This window comes from Luteimonas sp. J29 (genome assembly GCF_000472505.1).
GTDB lineage: Bacteria > Pseudomonadota > Gammaproteobacteria > Xanthomonadales > Xanthomonadaceae > Luteimonas.
In genome coordinates this window covers 15,311-30,971 of sequence record NZ_AWZR01000006.1, presented here as the reverse complement: position 1 = coordinate 30,971, position 15,661 = coordinate 15,311, and the positions used below count along the sequence as shown (strand labels likewise).

At 72.8% G+C, this 15,661-nt stretch carries 18 protein-coding genes; 6 read left to right on the top strand and 12 right to left on the bottom strand.

Translation table 11 applies throughout. The annotated features are described in order from the left end of the window. Positions 1-68: 68 nt before the first annotated feature. From fabF to LUTJ29_RS0110910, 8 genes are all read right to left on the bottom strand, one after another. Entirely contained in the window at positions 69-1,307 is a 1,239-nt protein-coding gene (gene fabF, locus LUTJ29_RS0110945; RefSeq protein ID WP_027072547.1) for a beta-ketoacyl-ACP synthase II, read from the bottom strand. Between the two features lie 172 nt (positions 1,308-1,479). After that, positions 1,480-1,719 carry an acyl carrier protein gene (gene acpP, locus LUTJ29_RS0110940; protein WP_027072546.1) on the bottom strand — a complete coding sequence of 80 codons (240 nt, stop codon included), beginning with the start codon at positions 1,717-1,719 and terminating at the stop codon, positions 1,480-1,482. Positions 1,720-1,908: 189 nt separating this feature from the next. Next, positions 1,909-2,652 (bottom strand): 3-oxoacyl-ACP reductase FabG, encoded by a 744-nt coding sequence (gene fabG / locus LUTJ29_RS0110935; protein WP_027072545.1) that lies wholly within the window; start codon positions 2,650-2,652, stop codon positions 1,909-1,911. A gap of 91 nt (positions 2,653-2,743) precedes the next feature. After that, positions 2,744-3,688, bottom strand: a complete 945-nt coding sequence (fabD, locus tag LUTJ29_RS0110930; protein WP_027072544.1) for an ACP S-malonyltransferase — start codon at positions 3,686-3,688, stop codon at positions 2,744-2,746. An 87-nt stretch (positions 3,689-3,775) separates the two neighbouring features. After that, positions 3,776-4,600, bottom strand: coding sequence for a hypothetical protein (locus LUTJ29_RS0110925; protein WP_043741182.1), 825 nt, complete (start codon positions 4,598-4,600; stop codon positions 3,776-3,778). A 61-nt stretch (positions 4,601-4,661) separates the two neighbouring features. After that, positions 4,662-5,642, bottom strand: coding sequence for a beta-ketoacyl-ACP synthase III (locus tag LUTJ29_RS0110920; RefSeq protein ID WP_027072542.1), 981 nt, complete (start codon positions 5,640-5,642; stop codon positions 4,662-4,664). A gap of 113 nt (positions 5,643-5,755) precedes the next feature. Then, a complete protein-coding gene (gene rpmF, locus LUTJ29_RS0110915) occupies positions 5,756-5,950 on the bottom strand; it encodes a 50S ribosomal protein L32 (protein ID WP_027072541.1) in 195 nt (64 codons plus the stop codon). Between the two features lie 72 nt (positions 5,951-6,022). Beyond that, positions 6,023-6,532: a YceD family protein gene (locus tag LUTJ29_RS0110910; RefSeq protein WP_027072540.1), complete on the bottom strand. Its 510-nt coding sequence runs from the start codon at positions 6,530-6,532 to the stop codon at positions 6,023-6,025. A gap of 118 nt (positions 6,533-6,650) precedes the next feature. Here LUTJ29_RS0110910 and LUTJ29_RS0110905 point away from each other — a divergent pair, with 118 nt between their 5' ends. Beyond that, a complete protein-coding gene (locus tag LUTJ29_RS0110905; RefSeq protein WP_027072539.1) occupies positions 6,651-7,010 on the top strand; it encodes a death domain-containing protein in 360 nt (119 codons plus the stop codon). Between the two features lie 10 nt (positions 7,011-7,020). Then, a complete protein-coding gene (locus LUTJ29_RS0110900; protein ID WP_027072538.1) occupies positions 7,021-7,593 on the top strand; it encodes a Maf family protein in 573 nt (190 codons plus the stop codon). A 15-nt stretch (positions 7,594-7,608) separates the two neighbouring features. Here LUTJ29_RS0110900 and LUTJ29_RS0110895 read toward each other — a convergent pair whose 3' ends face one another. Next, positions 7,609-9,462, bottom strand: a complete 1,854-nt coding sequence (locus tag LUTJ29_RS0110895) for a glycosyltransferase family 39 protein (RefSeq protein ID WP_232221200.1) — start codon at positions 9,460-9,462, stop codon at positions 7,609-7,611. Positions 9,463-9,553: 91 nt separating this feature from the next. Between LUTJ29_RS0110895 and LUTJ29_RS0110890 the strand changes: the two genes are divergently transcribed. From LUTJ29_RS0110890 to LUTJ29_RS18125, 4 genes are all read left to right on the top strand, one after another. Further along, positions 9,554-10,480, top strand: a complete 927-nt coding sequence (locus LUTJ29_RS0110890) for an AAA family ATPase (protein WP_144774170.1) — start codon at positions 9,554-9,556, stop codon at positions 10,478-10,480. Positions 10,481-10,554: 74 nt separating this feature from the next. Beyond that, positions 10,555-11,529, top strand: a complete 975-nt coding sequence (locus LUTJ29_RS0110885; RefSeq protein ID WP_051322940.1) for a DUF58 domain-containing protein — start codon at positions 10,555-10,557, stop codon at positions 11,527-11,529. Continuing rightward, on the top strand, positions 11,516-13,462 hold the full coding sequence (locus tag LUTJ29_RS0110880; protein WP_027072534.1) for a DUF3488 and transglutaminase-like domain-containing protein: 1,947 nt from the start codon (positions 11,516-11,518) through the stop codon (positions 13,460-13,462). The genes LUTJ29_RS0110885 and LUTJ29_RS0110880 overlap by 14 nt, the downstream gene beginning before the upstream one ends. Positions 13,463-13,608: 146 nt before the next feature. Continuing rightward, a complete protein-coding gene (locus LUTJ29_RS18125) occupies positions 13,609-14,115 on the top strand; it encodes a Slp family lipoprotein (protein WP_084524839.1) in 507 nt (168 codons plus the stop codon). 130 nt (positions 14,116-14,245) lie between these two features. Here LUTJ29_RS18125 and LUTJ29_RS0110870 read toward each other — a convergent pair whose 3' ends face one another. The 3 genes from LUTJ29_RS0110870 to LUTJ29_RS0110860 form a co-directional block, all read right to left on the bottom strand. Further along, on the bottom strand, positions 14,246-14,593 hold the full coding sequence (locus tag LUTJ29_RS0110870; RefSeq protein WP_027072533.1) for a histidine triad nucleotide-binding protein: 348 nt from the start codon (positions 14,591-14,593) through the stop codon (positions 14,246-14,248). Positions 14,594-14,669: 76 nt separating this feature from the next. After that, positions 14,670-15,263 (bottom strand): recombination mediator RecR, encoded by a 594-nt coding sequence (gene recR / locus LUTJ29_RS0110865; protein ID WP_027072532.1) that lies wholly within the window; start codon positions 15,261-15,263, stop codon positions 14,670-14,672. A gap of 72 nt (positions 15,264-15,335) precedes the next feature. Beyond that, positions 15,336-15,656: a YbaB/EbfC family nucleoid-associated protein gene (locus LUTJ29_RS0110860; RefSeq protein ID WP_027072531.1), complete on the bottom strand. Its 321-nt coding sequence runs from the start codon at positions 15,654-15,656 to the stop codon at positions 15,336-15,338. Positions 15,657-15,661: the final 5 nt, after the last annotated feature.

Below are 15,661 nucleotides of genomic sequence, written 5' to 3'. Positions count from 1 at the left end.
CGGATGGGGGACGGCGCGGTCACGCCGCCGCCGCGTGCCCGTGCCGGCGACGGCGGGGCGGGCGGGCCTCAGACCCGCCGGAACACCAGGGTGCCGTTGGTGCCGCCGAAGCCGAACGAATTCGAGAGCGCCACGTCCACTTGCGCCTCGCGCGCGGTGTTGGGCACGTAGTCGAGGTCGCAGCCCTCGGACGGGTTCTCGAGGTTGATCGTCGGCGGGATCACGCCGGTGTGCAGGGCCATCGCCGAGAACACCGCCTCCACGCCGCCGGCCGCGCCGAGCAGGTGGCCGGTCATCGACTTGGTCGAACTGACCATCAGCCTGGGGGCGTGCGCGCCGAACACCGACTTGATGCCCATGGTCTCGGCCAGGTCGCCCTGCGGGGTCGAGGTGCCGTGGGCGTTGATGTAGCCGACTTCCGACGGGTCGATGCCGGCGTCGTGCAGCGCTGCGACCATGCAGCGCGCGGCGCCCTCGCCGTTCTCGCTGGGCGCGGTCATGTGGTGGGCGTCGCCGCTCATGCCGAAACCGGCCAGCTCGGCGTAGATGCGCGCGCCGCGCGCCTTCGCGCGCTCGTACTCCTCGAGCACCAGCACGCCGGCGCCGTCGCCCATCACGAAGCCGTCGCGGCCGGCGTCCCACGGACGCGAAGCGCGCTGCGGGTCGTCGTTGCGGGTGGACAGCGCCTTCATCGCGCAGAAGCCGCCCAGCGAGGTCGGCGTGGTCGCGAACTCGGCGCCGCCGGCGATCATCGCGTCGGCGTCGCCGTACTGGATCATCCGCGCGGCCAGGCCGATGTTGTGGGTGGCCGTGGTGCAGGCGGTGACGACGGCGATGTTCGGGCCCTTGGCGCCGGTCATGATCGAGACATGGCCGGCGACCATGTTGATGATGGTGCTGGGCACGTAGAACGGCGAGATCTTGCGCGGCCCGCCGTCGTGGTACTTGACCGCGGTTTCCTCGATGCCCTTCAGTCCGCCGATGCCGGCGCCGATGGCCACGCCGATGCGGTCGGCGTTGTCCTCGCGGATCTCCAGGCCCGAATCGGCGATCGACATCAACGCCGCGGCCACGCCGTAGTGGACGAAGGGATCCATCTTCTTGATGTCCTTCGCCGGGATCCAGCGGCTCGCGTCGAAGCCCTTCACCTCGCCCGAAATCCGGGTGGCGAAGGCCGACGCGTCGAAATGGGTGATCGGGCCGATGCCGGAACGGCCGCTGACGACGCCGTCCCAGCTCGACGCCAGGTCAACGCCGAGCGGCGACAGGATGCCGAGGCCGGTAATGGCGACGCGGCGCTTGGTCATGTTCGACTCTCTCCTCTCGATTCATGGTGGCGTCGCGCCCCGGCCGGGCGCCGCAAAACGCGCGAGGCCGCATCGCGGCCCCGGGGTTGTCCAGCTCCGGCCGCGCGGGCCGGATCGATTGCGCCGGCGCGGCCACGCCCGGCGCGAAGCCAGGCGTGGCGCTCCGCGGGCGTCACGCCTTGACGTGGGCCTTGATGTAGTCGATCGCCTGCTGCACCGAGGTGATCTTCTCGGCTTCCTCGTCGGGGATCTCGCACTCGAACTCTTCTTCGAGCGCCATCACCAGTTCGACGGTGTCGAGCGAGTCGGCGCCGAGGTCGTCGACGAAGGAGGCATTGGCGCTGACTTCCTCTTCCTTCACGCCCAGTTGTTCGACGACGATCTTCTTGACGCGTTCTTCGATGCTGCTCATTGGCTGTAGCTCCGCGGAGGATGTTACGGTGACAAGTTTAAGGTCTGAGCCGGGGCGAGGATAGCGCGTTGCCGCGGCGCGACCCCGGGTTCGGGCAGGCGCATTCCCGGACGGGGCTACGCTTTCCCTTGAAAATCGGCAACTTATCGATGCCGCCAGCGATCGCGGCGACACCGGGGAACGGCCGGATCAGGGCATGTACATGCCGCCGTTGACGTGGATGGTCTCTCCGGTGATGTAGCCGGCGCCCGGCCCGGCGAGGAAGGCGACCGCATTGGCGATGTCCGACGGCTGCCCCAGGCGCGACAGGGCGATCTGGCCCACGAGGCCCTGCTTCACGTCCTCGGGCAGGGCGGCGGTCATGTCGGTCTCGATGAAACCCGGCGCGACCACGTTCACGGTCACGCCGCGCGAGCCGATTTCCTTGGCCAGCGACTTGCTGAAGGCGATGATGCCGGCCTTGGCCGCCGCGTAGTTGGTCTGGCCGGCGTTGCCGGTGGCGCCGATCACCGAGGCGATGTTGATGATGCGGCCCTTGCGCGCCTTCATCATCCCGCGGATGGCGGCCTTGCAGGCGCGGTAGACGCTGCTGAGGTTGGTGTCGATGACCGCCTGCCAGTCCTCGTCGCCCATGCGCATCAGCAGCCCGTCGCGGGTGATGCCGGCATTGTTGACCAGGATCGTCAGCGGCCCGATTTCCTTGCCGATCGCGTCGATCAGGGCCTCGACCTGTCCCGGGACGGAGACGTCCAGCACGCGGCCCCGTCCGCCGTGCGCGGCGAGCCGCTCGCCGATCGCCTTCGCGCCGGCCTCGCTGGTCGCGGTGCCGACCACCATCGCGCCCTGGGCCGCCAGCGTGTCGGCGATCGCGGCGCCGATGCCGCGGCTTGCGCCGGTCACCAGTGCGATCTCTCCCTGGAGTTGCTGGGTCATTGCCTGTCCGCCTGTCGTGGGATGGTGGGGTCGCGGCGCGCATTGTCGCCCAAACCGCGGCAACGCCGGAAACCCCGGCCTGCCGGCGGCGTCAGCCGCGCCATGCGTCGAGCGCCGCGTCGAAGTCCTCCGGCGCGCCGAGTGCGCGCGCGTCGAGGCCCTTGTCGATGCGCCTGGCCAGGCCGGTGAGGACCTTGCCCGGGCCGCACTCGCCGATCCGGGTCGCGCCCGCGGCGGCGAGCGCCTGCACGCAACCGGTCCACTGCACCGGCAGGTAGAGCTGGCGCACCAGGGCGTCGCGGATCGCCTGGATGCCCTGGTGGACCTCGGCGTCCACGTTCTGCACCACCGGGATCGACGGATCGTTCCAGGCGACGTCGGCCATCGCCTCGCCGAGGCGGTTGGCCGCTTCGCGCATCAGCGGCGTGTGCGAAGGCACGCTCACCGCCAGCTTCACCGCCTTGCGCACGCCACGCCCGCCCAGCAGCGCCAGCGCGCGGTCGACCGCCGCGGCGTGGCCCCCGATCACGATCTGGCCCGGCGAATTGTGGTTGGCCGGCACCACGACGCCGTCCTGCGAGGCTTCGCGGCAGACCTCGTCCACCAGCGCGTCCTCGGCGCCCAGCACCGCCGCCATCGCGCCGGTGCCGGCGGGCGCGGCGTCCTGCATCAGCCGGCCGCGCAGGCGCACCAGGCGTGCGCCATCCGCGAGCGACAGCGCACCGGCCGCGACCAGCGCCGCGTATTCGCCCAGGCTGTGCCCGGCCAGCAGTGCGGGCTGCGCACCGCCGGCCGCCTGCCAGGCGCGCCACACCGCGACCCCGGCCGCGAGCAGCGCCGGCTGGGTGAACTCGGTCTGGTTGAGCCGATCCTCGGGGCCCTGCTGGGCCAGCGCCCACAGGTCGACGCCCGCACCCTGCGAGGCTTCCTCGAAGCTGGCGCGGACCACGGCGTGCGCCCCGGCGAGGCCGGCCAGCATCCCGATCGACTGGGACCCCTGGCCGGGAAACACAAAGGCGAGTTGCGGATCGGTCACGACGGCTCGGCGCGGGAAAAAACGGCCGCAGATGGTAACGGGCCGGCCTTGGGATTGTCTGTACCCGACCGTAGGGTCGAGGCGGAATCAGTCGAGCATGCCCGCCAGCAGGACCAGCAGTTCGATGTCGCCGTCGTGCAGAAGGTCGAGCGCCAGGGCCGCGGCCAGCGCGAGTACGCTCCCGCCGCTGCTCCCGATCGCACGCCGGAGGCTGCCCAGCGCCTTGCCGATGCCGGCCGCGCGCCCGCCCAGCCAGGCGGTCGGCCGGCGCAGGAAGCCCAGCCGCTCGACCGTCCAGGCCAGCGCGCTGCGCGACGGTGGCCGTTCGCGCCGCAGTCCCGCCGCCAGCAGCCCGGCGAGTTCCTGCTCGTCGAACGGCACGTGCCGCGACACGCCAGCGCTGAACACCAGCCAGTCGCGCGCCTGCGCATCGGCGAGCGGCATGACCTCGCCCGGGTCCTCCTCGAAATCGATGAAGCCGATCCGGCCATCGGCATCCACGGTGAGGTTGCGGGCCACCGGCGCGCCCAGGTAGGCGCCACGCGCATGCACGGCGGCGATCGCCTCGACCGCGCGCGACACCAGCGTCCGGGCCTCGTCGGGCCCGCTGCGGCGCAGGCGGTCGGCGAGCGTCTGGCCCATGTCGCTCAGCAGCAGGCAGTCGTCGCCCTGCGCCAGGACGCGCGGGACGTTCACGTCGAGCGAAGCGAGTTCGGTCAGGCGGCGCTGTTCGACCCGGCGCCCGTCAGGCCCGACATGGCGCGGCGGGGCGCGCAGCGGGGTGACGCCCAGCCGCATCGCCGTCCAGTCCATCGCCCGCATGCGCAACGCGCGCCGCGCGCTGCCGTAGCGTTTGAACCAAGCGACGCCACCCTCGACGTCCAGGCGCCTGACCTGACCTTCCTTTCCCATCCGGCGTCCTCCTGTTGCCTTGCCATCGCGGCGCCCGTCCTGGACGCCGCCGCTGCATCGATCAGTACCGCAGCAGCGCCGAACCCCAGGTGAAGCCGCCGCCGAAGGCCTCGAGCAGCAGCAGCTGGCCGCGCTGCACCTTGCCCGAGCGCACCGCCTCGTCCAGCGCCAGCGGGACCGAGCCCGACGAGGTGTTGCCGTGGCGGTCCACGGTCACGATCACGCGCTCCATCGGCATGTCCAGGCGCTTGGCCGTGGCCTCGATGATGCGCAGGTTGGCCTGGTGCGGGATCAGCCAGTCGATGTCGTGGCGGTCCAGGCCGTTGGCCTCGAGCGTTTCCTCGACCACCGAGTCGAGCGCCTTGACCGCGTACTTGAACACGTCGCTGCCGGCCATCTGGATGCGCACGCCCGCGTTGTGCGCGCCGGTGTCGAAACCCACCGAGACGCCGACCGGGTTCCACAGCAGCTCCTTCTTGCTGCCGTCGGCATGCAGGTGGGTGCTGAGGATGCCGGTCTCGGAATCGGCCTTGAGCACGACCGCGCCGGCGCCGTCGCCGAACAGCACGCAGGTGGTGCGCTCGGTCCAGTCGACCATCCGGGTCAGGGTCTCGGCGCCGACCACGAGCACGGTCTTCGCGTCGCCCGCGCGGATGAACTTGTCGGCGACCGACAGCGCGTACAGGAACCCCGAGCATGCGGCGTTGACGTCGAACGCACCGCACCCGGCGATGCCCAGCCGCTGCTGCAGCAGGCAGGCCGAGGACGGGAACACCAGGTCCGGCGTGGTGGTGCCGAAGACGATCAGGTCGATCTCCGTTGCGTCCACGCCGGCGGCCCCGAGCGCGCGCTGCGCGGCCTGGAGACCGAGGTCGACCGTGGTCTCGCCTTCTGCGGCGATGTGCCGCTCGCGGATGCCGGTGCGCGTGGAGATCCACTCGTCGCTGGTGTCGACGATCTTCGCCAGGTCGTCGTTGGTCAGGACCTTGGACGGCAGGTAGCTGCCGGTACCGGCGATGCGGGAATAGATGCGCTCGGTCATCTCGGGGACGGACCTCGGGTCGGTGCGGGCGCGGGGCGCCGCGGGGGCCGGGGGCCGTGGCCGACCGCCGGCTTGCCTGTGGTCGCCGGGTCCGCGCGGACCCGGACCGGGGATCAGTCTTCCTCGACGATCCGGGTCTTGGGCTGGATCACCTGCTTGCCGCGGTAATAGCCGTCGGCGGTGACGTGGTGGCGCAGATGGGTTTCGCCCGAGGTCGGGTCGGTCGCCAGCTGCTTGGCCGTGAGCGCGTCGTGCGAACGGCGCATGCCACGACGGGAGGGGGTGACGCGGGACTTCTGCACAGCCATGGGATTGCTCCGGAAACGTAATCTGTTGTGGCGACTGCTCGGCGCCGTGGCGGCGCGTGGTACTTCAGGGGTTCAGTTTGGCTTCTTCAGCGCGGCCAGCCCGGCAAACGGACTGGTCCTCGCCTGTTCTTCGGGCGGCACCGGCCAATCGCGCTCGACCGTCTCGGTGCCCGGTTTCACCGGGACCACCGGAATGGCGAGGATCAGTTCGTCCTCGACCAGGTCCAGTGGCCGGATCTCGCCGCTGGCCGGGACCAGCAGCGGCTCGTAGCCGGGGGGCAGCGCGGCCTCGTCCGCCTCGTCGCGGATCAGGCCGAGCCGCTGCACCGTCCGCACCGTGAACAGGAACCGCTGCAGGGTGCGCTGGCATTGCAGCGGCAGCTCCGCAGCGAGCTTCAGTTCCAGGTACGGGACCCGCAGGGCGTCGTGGTCGAACGACAGCGCGAACTCCACCTCGCCCTCCGCGTCGGACAGCGCGTCGCGCAGCCGGGGCAGCGCGGACAGCGCGGTCCGCCCCTCGAACTCCCGTCGCCCGGCGACCATCCGCCAAGCGTCCAGGATTTCGGGCAGTTCCGCGGACATAAGCCGATGAATGTTAAGGATGCGGCGCCCGGCTGTCAAACCGGCCCGGCGGGCGCGGCGGATTTGCCCGTGCCCACGCCACGGGTCAGACTGGACCTCCCGCATCGGGAGCCTCGGCGTGACCATTTTCGCACTTTCCCTGCTCCTGGTCGCGCTCGCGGTCGCGTTCGCGACCTGGTTCCGGCGCCGCGGCGAGCAGCGGACCCGTGCGGTGGCCCGCCTGCTGGACTCGGCCGACGCGCTCGAAGACCGGCTGCGGCTGGCCCGTTCGGAGATCGAGGCGATCGCCGGCGACGAACGCAACCCGGTGCGCGAGGCGATGCAGGAGATGCTGCGCCAGCGCCTGTGGCTGCAGCGCCATGGCCACGACGCCTCGCTCGAACAGCTCGATTCGGTGCGCGCCTCGATCGACGCCGCGCGCGACAGCATCGACGACCAGCTCCTGCAGATCGAACGCGCCCGCGCATCGCTGCACTGAAGGACCGCGCATGCCGCCACTGGTGCTGGCCTCCACCTCCCGCTACCGCGCGCAGCTGCTGGCGCGCCTGGGGCTGCGGTTCGACACCGCGCGGCCCGAGGTCGACGAGCAGCCCCTGCCCGGCGAACCGCCGGCGACCCTGGCGCTGCGCCTGGCGGCGGCCAAGGCTGCGGCCGTGGCGGCGCTTCGCCCGGGCGCGCTGGTCCTGGGCTCCGACCAGGTGGCCAGCTGCGACGGCCGGGTCCTCGGCAAGCCCGGCACCCGCGAGGCCGCGATCGCCCAGCTGCAGCGGATGTCGGGGCGCGAGGCGGTGTTCCTGACCGCGGTCGCGCTGGCCCGCGACGGCCGCGTCGAGCAGGCGCTCGACACCACCACGGTCCGCTTCCGCAGCCTGTCCAGCGACGAGATCGCGCGCTACGTGGACGCCGAATCGCCGCTGGACTGCGCCGGCAGCTTCAAGTCCGAAGGCCTCGGCATCGTGCTGTTCGACGCCATCGACTCGCGCGACCCGACCGCGCTGGTCGGGCTGCCGCTCATCGCCACCGCGCGGCTGCTGCGCGCGCAGGGCGTCGCGCTGCCCTGACCCCGGGACGCAGGCTCAGTCGCCGGCCACTGCAGCGGGCTCGACCAGGAGCGGCAGCTCGCTCCAGTCCTCCACGCTGCCGTCGCGACCGTGCAGGCGCAGGCCCAGCCAGCGCCGCCCCGGACGCAGGTCGCTGGCGTCCACGCGCGCACGGAAGCCGACGTCGGGATGGTTGGGGTCGCTGGAAATGCGCCAGTACAGCGCCGTGCCGGGACTCGGCAGGCCGTATTCGGCTTCCGCCACCGGGCGTCCGTCGACCAGCACCTCGACGCGGTCGAGGCCGGGCCCGTCCTTGAACGCCCAGCCGGACACCTCGAGCGTGCCGGCGACCCGCGCGCCCGCGACCGGCCGGTCGATCCAGGCCATCGCCGGGGTCGAACACGCGACCGGATCCTGCACCTCGGGCAGGCCTTCGGGCCAGGCCAGCAGGACGAAGCGCTGGCGACCGTGGTCGATGTTGAGCACGCGCGGCGGCGGCAGCGGCCCGAACCGGCGGCACAGGGCGTGGTAGCGCTGCAGCAGGTCGCGGTAGGGCACGTCCGTGGCGCCGACCACCAGCAGCAGCGGCGCGCCGGCCAATGTCTCGCGGCGCGCGTCCAGGCCCCACAGCGCGAGCTGCGGCGCACGCCCGTGGGCGCGGTTGAGCGGGTGGTCGAGCACCGGGATCCGGGTCTCGCGCAGGGCGAACCCCAGTTCGGCCCCGATCTTGAAGTTGTCGGCCACCAGCCGGGCATCCGGCGGCAGCCCGGCGCGCGCGCGGCGCACTTCGTCGGCGAGCTCGTTCCAGCCGGCGAAGTTGGACGGATACCACTTGAGCGCGGCCATGCGCTCGCGCGCCGCCGGCGAGGACACCGCGAGGTAGTAGCCCAGCACCGCCACGAGCCCGCATCCGGCCAGCGCCCAGGTGGCGATCCGCCAGCCGCGCGGCCAGCGCTCGAGCACCGCCGGCAGCAGCGGAAGCAGCGCCACGTAGCCCGGCAGCGGCCAGTGGAAGCTCACCCGTTCGGTGTCGGCGAAGAAGCCCAAGGCGAAGAACCCGAGCACCACGATGCCGCCGCTCAGCGCGAGCAGCCGCTGCCCCGGCGCTTCGGCGTCGCGGAAGCGCCATGCCGCGACCAGCAGGGCCACGAACAGCAGCGGCGTCACCAGGATCCCCTGGACGGCCGGGAACGTGATCCCGTCTAGGTGCAGCGTCCAGGGATGGCGGTCGACCAGCTGGAAGCGCAGCCCGGCTTCGGCGTTCTCCAGGTTCCACGCCAGCAGCGGCATCCACGCCGCGGCGCCCACCGCCAGCGCGACGACCATCCGCGGATCGCGCAGCAGCGCGCGCCCCTGCGGCATCAGCAGCAGGGCGACGAACCCCGCCCCGAGCGCGGCGATGAAGCGGTAGTGGCTGAGGGCGCCGACCGCCAGCGCCAGCGCGAGCTGCGCCGCGTCGCCGTGGCTCACTTCGCGCAGCATCCGCGTCAGTGCGTCCAGCGCCAGCAGCGTCGCCGCGGCGAGCAGCACGTCGGGCAGCGCCATCACGCCCAGCATCGCGAACAGCGGCAGCACCAGCGCGCCGCAGCCGGCGGTCCATCCTGCGTTCGCGCCGCATTCCCGCCGCGCCAGCGACACCACCAGCCAGGGCAGCGCCAGCGACACCAGCAGGAACAGCGAGCGCACCGCCAGCACGCCGTCGCCGAACAGCGCGTCGCCGAGGCGGATCGTCCATGCGGTCAGGCCCGGCAGGTCGGAGTACGCCCAGGCCAGGTGGTGGCCCTCCTGCCAGTAGAACGCCTCGTCCACGAACAGCGGCAGGCGCGCGGCCACCAGCAGCTTGGCCGGCACGATCGCCAGCCACAGCGCGATGAAGACAGCACGCGTCACCCCGTTTTCGCGCATGGCGCCACTACCCCCGCTACACTCGACCCGATTGGAAAAGGAGAGCGTCGTGTCTGCCGCCATCCAGGAACCGGCCATGCTAACCGAGCGCGATCAAGAAGCGTTGACGGCCGCCCAGGCGCAGGTGAACCAGCTGGTCCTGGGCAAGGCGCGGGAGGTACGGCTGGCCTTCGTCGCCCTGCTTTCCGACGGCCACCTGCTGATCGAGGACCTGCCGGGACTCGGCAAGACCACCCTGGCCCACGCGCTCGCGGCCACGCTCGGACTGGGGTTCCAGCGGGTGCAGTTCACGTCCGACCTGCTGCCCTCGGACATCGTCGGCGTCTCGATCTACGACACCCAGGGCCGCGGCTTCGAGTTCCACCCGGGGCCGGTCTTCACCAACGTGCTGCTGGCCGACGAGATCAACCGCGCGCCGCCACGCACCCAGAGCGCGCTGCTCGAGGCCATGGCCGAGCACCAGGTGACGGTGGACGGCACCACCCACCGCCTGCCCGAGCCGTTCTTCGTGATCGCCACCCAGAACCCGGTGGACCTGTCGGGCACCTATCCCCTGCCCGATTCCCAGCTCGACCGGTTCCTGCTGCGCCTGACCCTGGGCTATCCCGACGAAGCCGCCGAGCGCGCGCTGCTCGCCGGCGAAGACCGCCGCGGCCTCATCGCCCAGGCGCTGCCGGCGCTGGGCGCCGAGGACGTGATGCGGCTGCGGCGCGCCGTGCTCGCCACGCACGCGAGCGAAGCCCTGGTCGGCTACGTGCAGGCACTGCTGGGCCGCAGCCGCCATGCGCCCGGCGTGCGCATGGGCCTGTCGCCTCGCGCCGGCATCGCCCTGCTGCGCGCGGCCCGCGCCCATGCCCTGCTGCATGCGCGCGACCACGTGCTGCCCGAGGACGTGCAGGCGCTGTTCGTCCCGGTCGCGGCCCACCGCCTGGTGCCGGAGAACGACGCCGGCGACGGCGCCACGCTGGCGGAGGCGATCCTGCGCGACGTGGCCGTGGACTGAGCCATGCGCGGAACCGTGGTTCCGGCCCGCCCGCGACGCGATCGGCACGGACGCGCACCGGGTGCGCGGCGCGCATGATCGCGGCATCCCTGCGCCGGCGCGCTCGCGCGCGGTTCGACCGCTGGGTGCGCCGGCGCGCACCGGCCACGCTGCCGGTGCGCTTCGACCGCCACACGATCTACGTGCTGCCGACCCGCTTCGGCGCGTTCTTCTGCGCGCTGCTGGCGACCATGGGCCTGGGCGCGTTGAACTACAACAACAACCCGGCCCTGCTGCTGTGCCTGGTGCTGGCCGGGGCAGCAGTCGCAGGCCTGCTGCACGCGCAGCTGCAGCTGGCCGGGCTCGAAGTCCATGCGATCGGCGCCGAGCCGGTGCCGGCCGGCACCGAGCTGAAGCTGCGCGTGCACGCACGCGCCGCGCCCGGCCGCACCCGCCGAGGACTGCAGGTGGCGTGCGCCGGGCGCACTGCCACCCTGTCGCTGGCCGACGGCGCCGGCGAAGCGGTGCTGGCCCTGCCCACCTCGCGCCGCGGCTGGTTCGACCCCGGCCGCATCCGGATCTCGACCACGCGCCCGCTGGGACTGGCGCGTGCCTGGGCGTATGCGTGGGCGGACGCACCGCTGCTGGTGTATCCGGCGCCCGAGCCGGCCGGCCCGCCCCTGCCGCTGGCCGAGGGCGACGGACTGCGGTCGCGGCTGCATCCGGCGGGCGAGGACGTGCACCAGTTGCGCGAGTGGCGCCGCGGCGACAGCCGGCGCGCGGTCGCATGGAAGGCCTCCGCGCGGCGCGGCACGCTCATGGTGCGCGAGTTCGAGCAGCCACTTGGCACCGACGTGGTCCTGGACTGGGACATGCTCGCGACGCTGGGCCGCGAAGCCCGGATCCGGCGCCTGGCGCGCTGGGTCGACGAGGCCGAACGCGAGCTGCGCCGCTACCGCCTGCGCCTGCCGGGGCAAGCCGACATCGGGCCGGGCCGCGGCCCGGGCCACCGCCATGCCTGCCTGCGCGCACTGGCCCTGCTGCCGGGGGACGCGGATGCGTCGCGCTGAGCCTGCAACCCTCACCGCGGCGGGTCGCGCATGGGCCCTGGCCGCCACCGGCGCCTGCCTGCTGCCCTTGTTGCCGCGGCTGCCGGGGCTGCTGGCCGCGGTCACCGTCGCAGTCGCGCTGGCCACCGCCTGCCTGTCGCGTGGCGCGCCGCTGCGGGCGTGGCTGCGTACCCTGCTGGCGCTGGGGCTGGTCGCCGCCGTGCTCGCCATCTACCGCTTCGGCCTCGGGCGCGACGTGGCGTGCGCGCTGCTGGCCGCGATGCTGGCGCTCAAGCCGGCGGAACTGGGCTCGATGCGCGACGCGCGCAGCCTGGTGGGCTTCGCGCTGTTCGCGCCGTTCGCCACGTTCCTGCTCGACCAGGGTCCGCTGTCGCTGCTGCTCGGAATGGCCGGCGCGATCGTGGCGCTGGGCGCGCTGCACCAGCTGGCCGACGACGAATCGGGCGACCTGGCGCCGGTCGCGCCCGCGCGCCGGCTCGGCGCGGTGCTGCGCCTGGCGGCGATCGGACTGCCGCTGGCGCTGGCGGCGTTCTGGCTGTTCCCGCGCATCCCGTCCCCGCTGTGGGGCGTGCCCGATCGCGTGCTGTCGCTGCCGGGGCTGTCGGACGAGATGGAACCCGGCCAGTGGCTGGACATGATGAACGACGAGCGCCCCGCGCTGCGGGTCAGCTTCCAGGGCGAGGCACCGCCCCCATCGCAGATGTACTGGCGCGGCCCGGTGCTGCTGGACTTCGATGGACGCACCTGGCGCCGCGCGCGCGACACCCGCGCGCTGCCGCCCGCCGCCGCCACGCCGGCCGGCCCGGCGTGGGACTACCTGGTGGAGATCGAGCCCACCGAACGCGCCACGGTGGTGGCGCTGGAACTGCCGCAGGCCACGCCCGCGGGCACGACGCAGTCCTGGGACCTCGTCCTGGAAGCGCCGGCGCCGCTCACCTCGGTGACGCGCTGGCGCATGCAGGCCCGGCGACCGGCGAGCTTCGAGCCCGAACTGCCCGAGGCGTTGCGCCGGCGCGCGCTGCAGCTGCCGCCGGGCTACAACCCGCGCACCGTCGCGCTCGCGCGCCAGTGGCGGGCGGATAACGGCCCGGGCAACGACGCGGCGATCGTGGAGCGGGCGATGCGCATGATCCGCGCCGAGTTCGGCTACACCCTGTCCACGCCGCTGCCGGGACGCCATTCCGCGGACGAGTTCCTGTTCGACTGGAAGCAGGGCTTCTGCGAGCACTTCAGCTCGGCCTTCGTGATCCTGATGCGCGCCGCCGGCATCCCGGCACGGGTGGTCACCGGCTACGCCGGCGGGCGGCGCAACGCGTTCGGCGACTACTGGGTGGTGCGCAACGAGGACGCGCACGCCTGGGCCGAAGTCTGGCTGGAGGGCCCTGGCTGGGTCCGGGTCGACCCGACCGCGGCGGTGGCCCCCGAACGCATCTACGACACCATCGACGATCGCATCGCCGGTGGGGGGTTCACCGCCTTGCCCGGGATCGTGCCGATGTTCGACCTCGGCGACTGGCTGCGACGCGGCTGGAACGACCTGGTGCTGGGGTTCGACGCCGCGCGCCAGGCGGCGATCCTGCGGCCGGTCGGACTCGAGCGCACCGGTGCGCGCGGGCTGATCGCGCTGTTCGCGCTGGCCGCCGGCCTGGCCGTGGCCTGGATGCTGTGGCTGGCCGCGCGCGCCGAACGCAGCGGCGATCCGGTGCTGCGCGCGTGGCGCAGGCTGGGGGGCCGGTATGCCCGGCTGGACCTGGCCCGCGCGCCGCACGAACCGGCGTTGCATTGGGTGGAACGGGTCGCGCGCCTGCGACCCCGGGATGCGGACGCGCTCAGGGCGCTGGGCCGGCGTTTCGTGCGCTGGCGCTATGGTCCGGCGGCTGGCGAGGACCCGCGCCAGCTGGCGCTAGACCTGCGCCGGCACCGCCCCCGGTGAGTCCGGATCGAGGCCCCCGGCACCCCGCACCCGCTGGCCGCAGGGGCCGGCCGTCGGGTTGACGCCCCCGCCGTGGTGGGGTACACAGGTCCCAAGGCGCATGCCCTCCGGCCTCGCCCGACCCACTGGCACAAGGGACTTCTGCCATGAAAATGCATCGCATCGCCGCCGTCGCACTGCCGCTGCTGCTTGCCGCCTACGCTTCGCAGCCGGCCAACGTCCATGCAGGTGACCTCAACCGGATCAACGCGCACTCGGCGCTGAAGTCCGACTACACCGGCACGCCCGTGCACTGGGGCGGTCGCGTCGTCCAGGTGGAATCCCGCGGCGACTCGGTCTGCGTGGAAGTCGAATCCAACCGCCTCGCCACCAGCGGGCGCCCGGTATCGGACATGGGATATGGCCGTTTCCTCGCCTGCAGCACGGGCTTCGACGACCCGTCGGAACTGGTCGCCGGACGCGAGGTGAGCTTCACCGGCCGGATCAGCGGCTACGAGCAGCGCGCGCTCGACCGCCGCGCGTACCGGTTCGCCAGGATCGACGTGGAGGCCACCAGGCTGTGGCCCGGCAAGCAGGCCGCCGGCGTCAACGAAGGCCCTGTGGTCTGGGGCACCGTCCCGGCACTGAACCCGGCTGGCGCCGCGCGGCAGTAGCCTCCGGACATTCCGCGCATCCGCTCGAACGCCCGGCCCGCGCCGGGCGTTCTTCGTTTTCTCCTCGAGACCCTTCCCGCTCGCCTGCATCCGCCCCTGCCCCGCAGGCGGGGGAGGACGGCGCGGTTGGTCAGGCGCCGGTGCCGAACCGGCCGAGCGGCGCGCCGGCCAGCAGGTGCAGGTGGATCTGGTACACGGTCTGGCCGCCATCGCCGTTGCAGTTCATGACGATGCGGTAGCCGTCCTCGGCGAAGCCCTGGGCCTTGGCATACGAGGCCGCCGCGATGGCGAGGCGGCCGACGACCTCCGGGCGGTCGGCGGGCACGTCGTTGAGGGTGGCGAAGTCCTCCTTGGGCACGAACAGCACGTGCACCGGCGCCTGCGGCGCGATGTCGCGGAACGCGATGACGTGTTCGTCCTCGAACACGATGTCGGCCGGCAGTTCCCGGCGCATGATGCGGTGGAAGATCGTGGGCATGGCGATGCGGGCGTCGGAGTCGGGATCCGATTCTGCCGCTTCGCCGCGCCGGGCGGCAAACGCGCAGGCGCCGCGCTCAGTCCATTTCGCTGCGCGAGCCGAACGCGTGCGACAGGGTGCCGCGGTCGACGTACTCCAGTTCGCCACCCAACGGCACGCCGTGGGCGAGGCGGCTGGGCCGGACCGCGTGCTGGCGCGCGATCTGCGCCAGGTAGTGCGCGGTCGCCTCGCCCTCGACGGTGGGATTGGTGGCGACGATCAGTTCGCGCACCTCGCCCTCGGCCAGGCGCTGGGCCAGGCGGTCGAGGCCGATCTCGCGCGGGCCGACGCCGTCGAGCGGGCTCAGGCGGCCCTGCAGCACGAAATACAGGCCGCGATAGCCGGTGGCCTGCTCGATCGCGAGCCGGTCGGCCGGCGATTCGACCACGCACAGCTGGTGGCGGTCGCGCGCGGCGCTGGCGCAGGTCGCGCACACGGGGGCCTCGCTGAAATCCCGGCAGCGCTCGCAGTGGCCGACGCGCTCGACCGCCTCGGCCAGCGCCTCGGCCAGCCGCCGGCCGCCTTCGCGCTCGCGTTCGAGCACGTGGTAGGCCATGCGCTGCGCGGTCTTCTGGCCCACGCCGGGCAGGATCCGGAAGGACTCGATCAGCTGTTCAAGGAGCGACGACATCGACGTGGCGGCTCGGGGGACGGGCCGCGCGCCGGCGCCGCGTGGCGCCGCACGGCCTTCGCCCGCACTGGATCAGAACGGCAGCTTCATGCCCGGCGGGATCGGCAGACCCGCGGTCGCGGCGGCCATCTTCTCGCGCGAGGCGGCGTCGATGCGGTTGGAGGCGTCGTTGAACGCGGCGGCGATCAGGTCCTCGGCCATCTCCGGGTCCGAGAGCACGCTCGGGTCGATGCGCACCTTGCGGCACTCCTTGGCGCCGGACAGGGTCACGGTGACCATGCCGCCACCGGCGCTGCCGGTGACCTCGAGCGCAGCGATCTCCTGCTGCACCTTCTGCATGTTCTCCTGCATCTTCTGCGCCTGCTGCATCAGCTGGGCGATGTTTCCACGCATGTCGT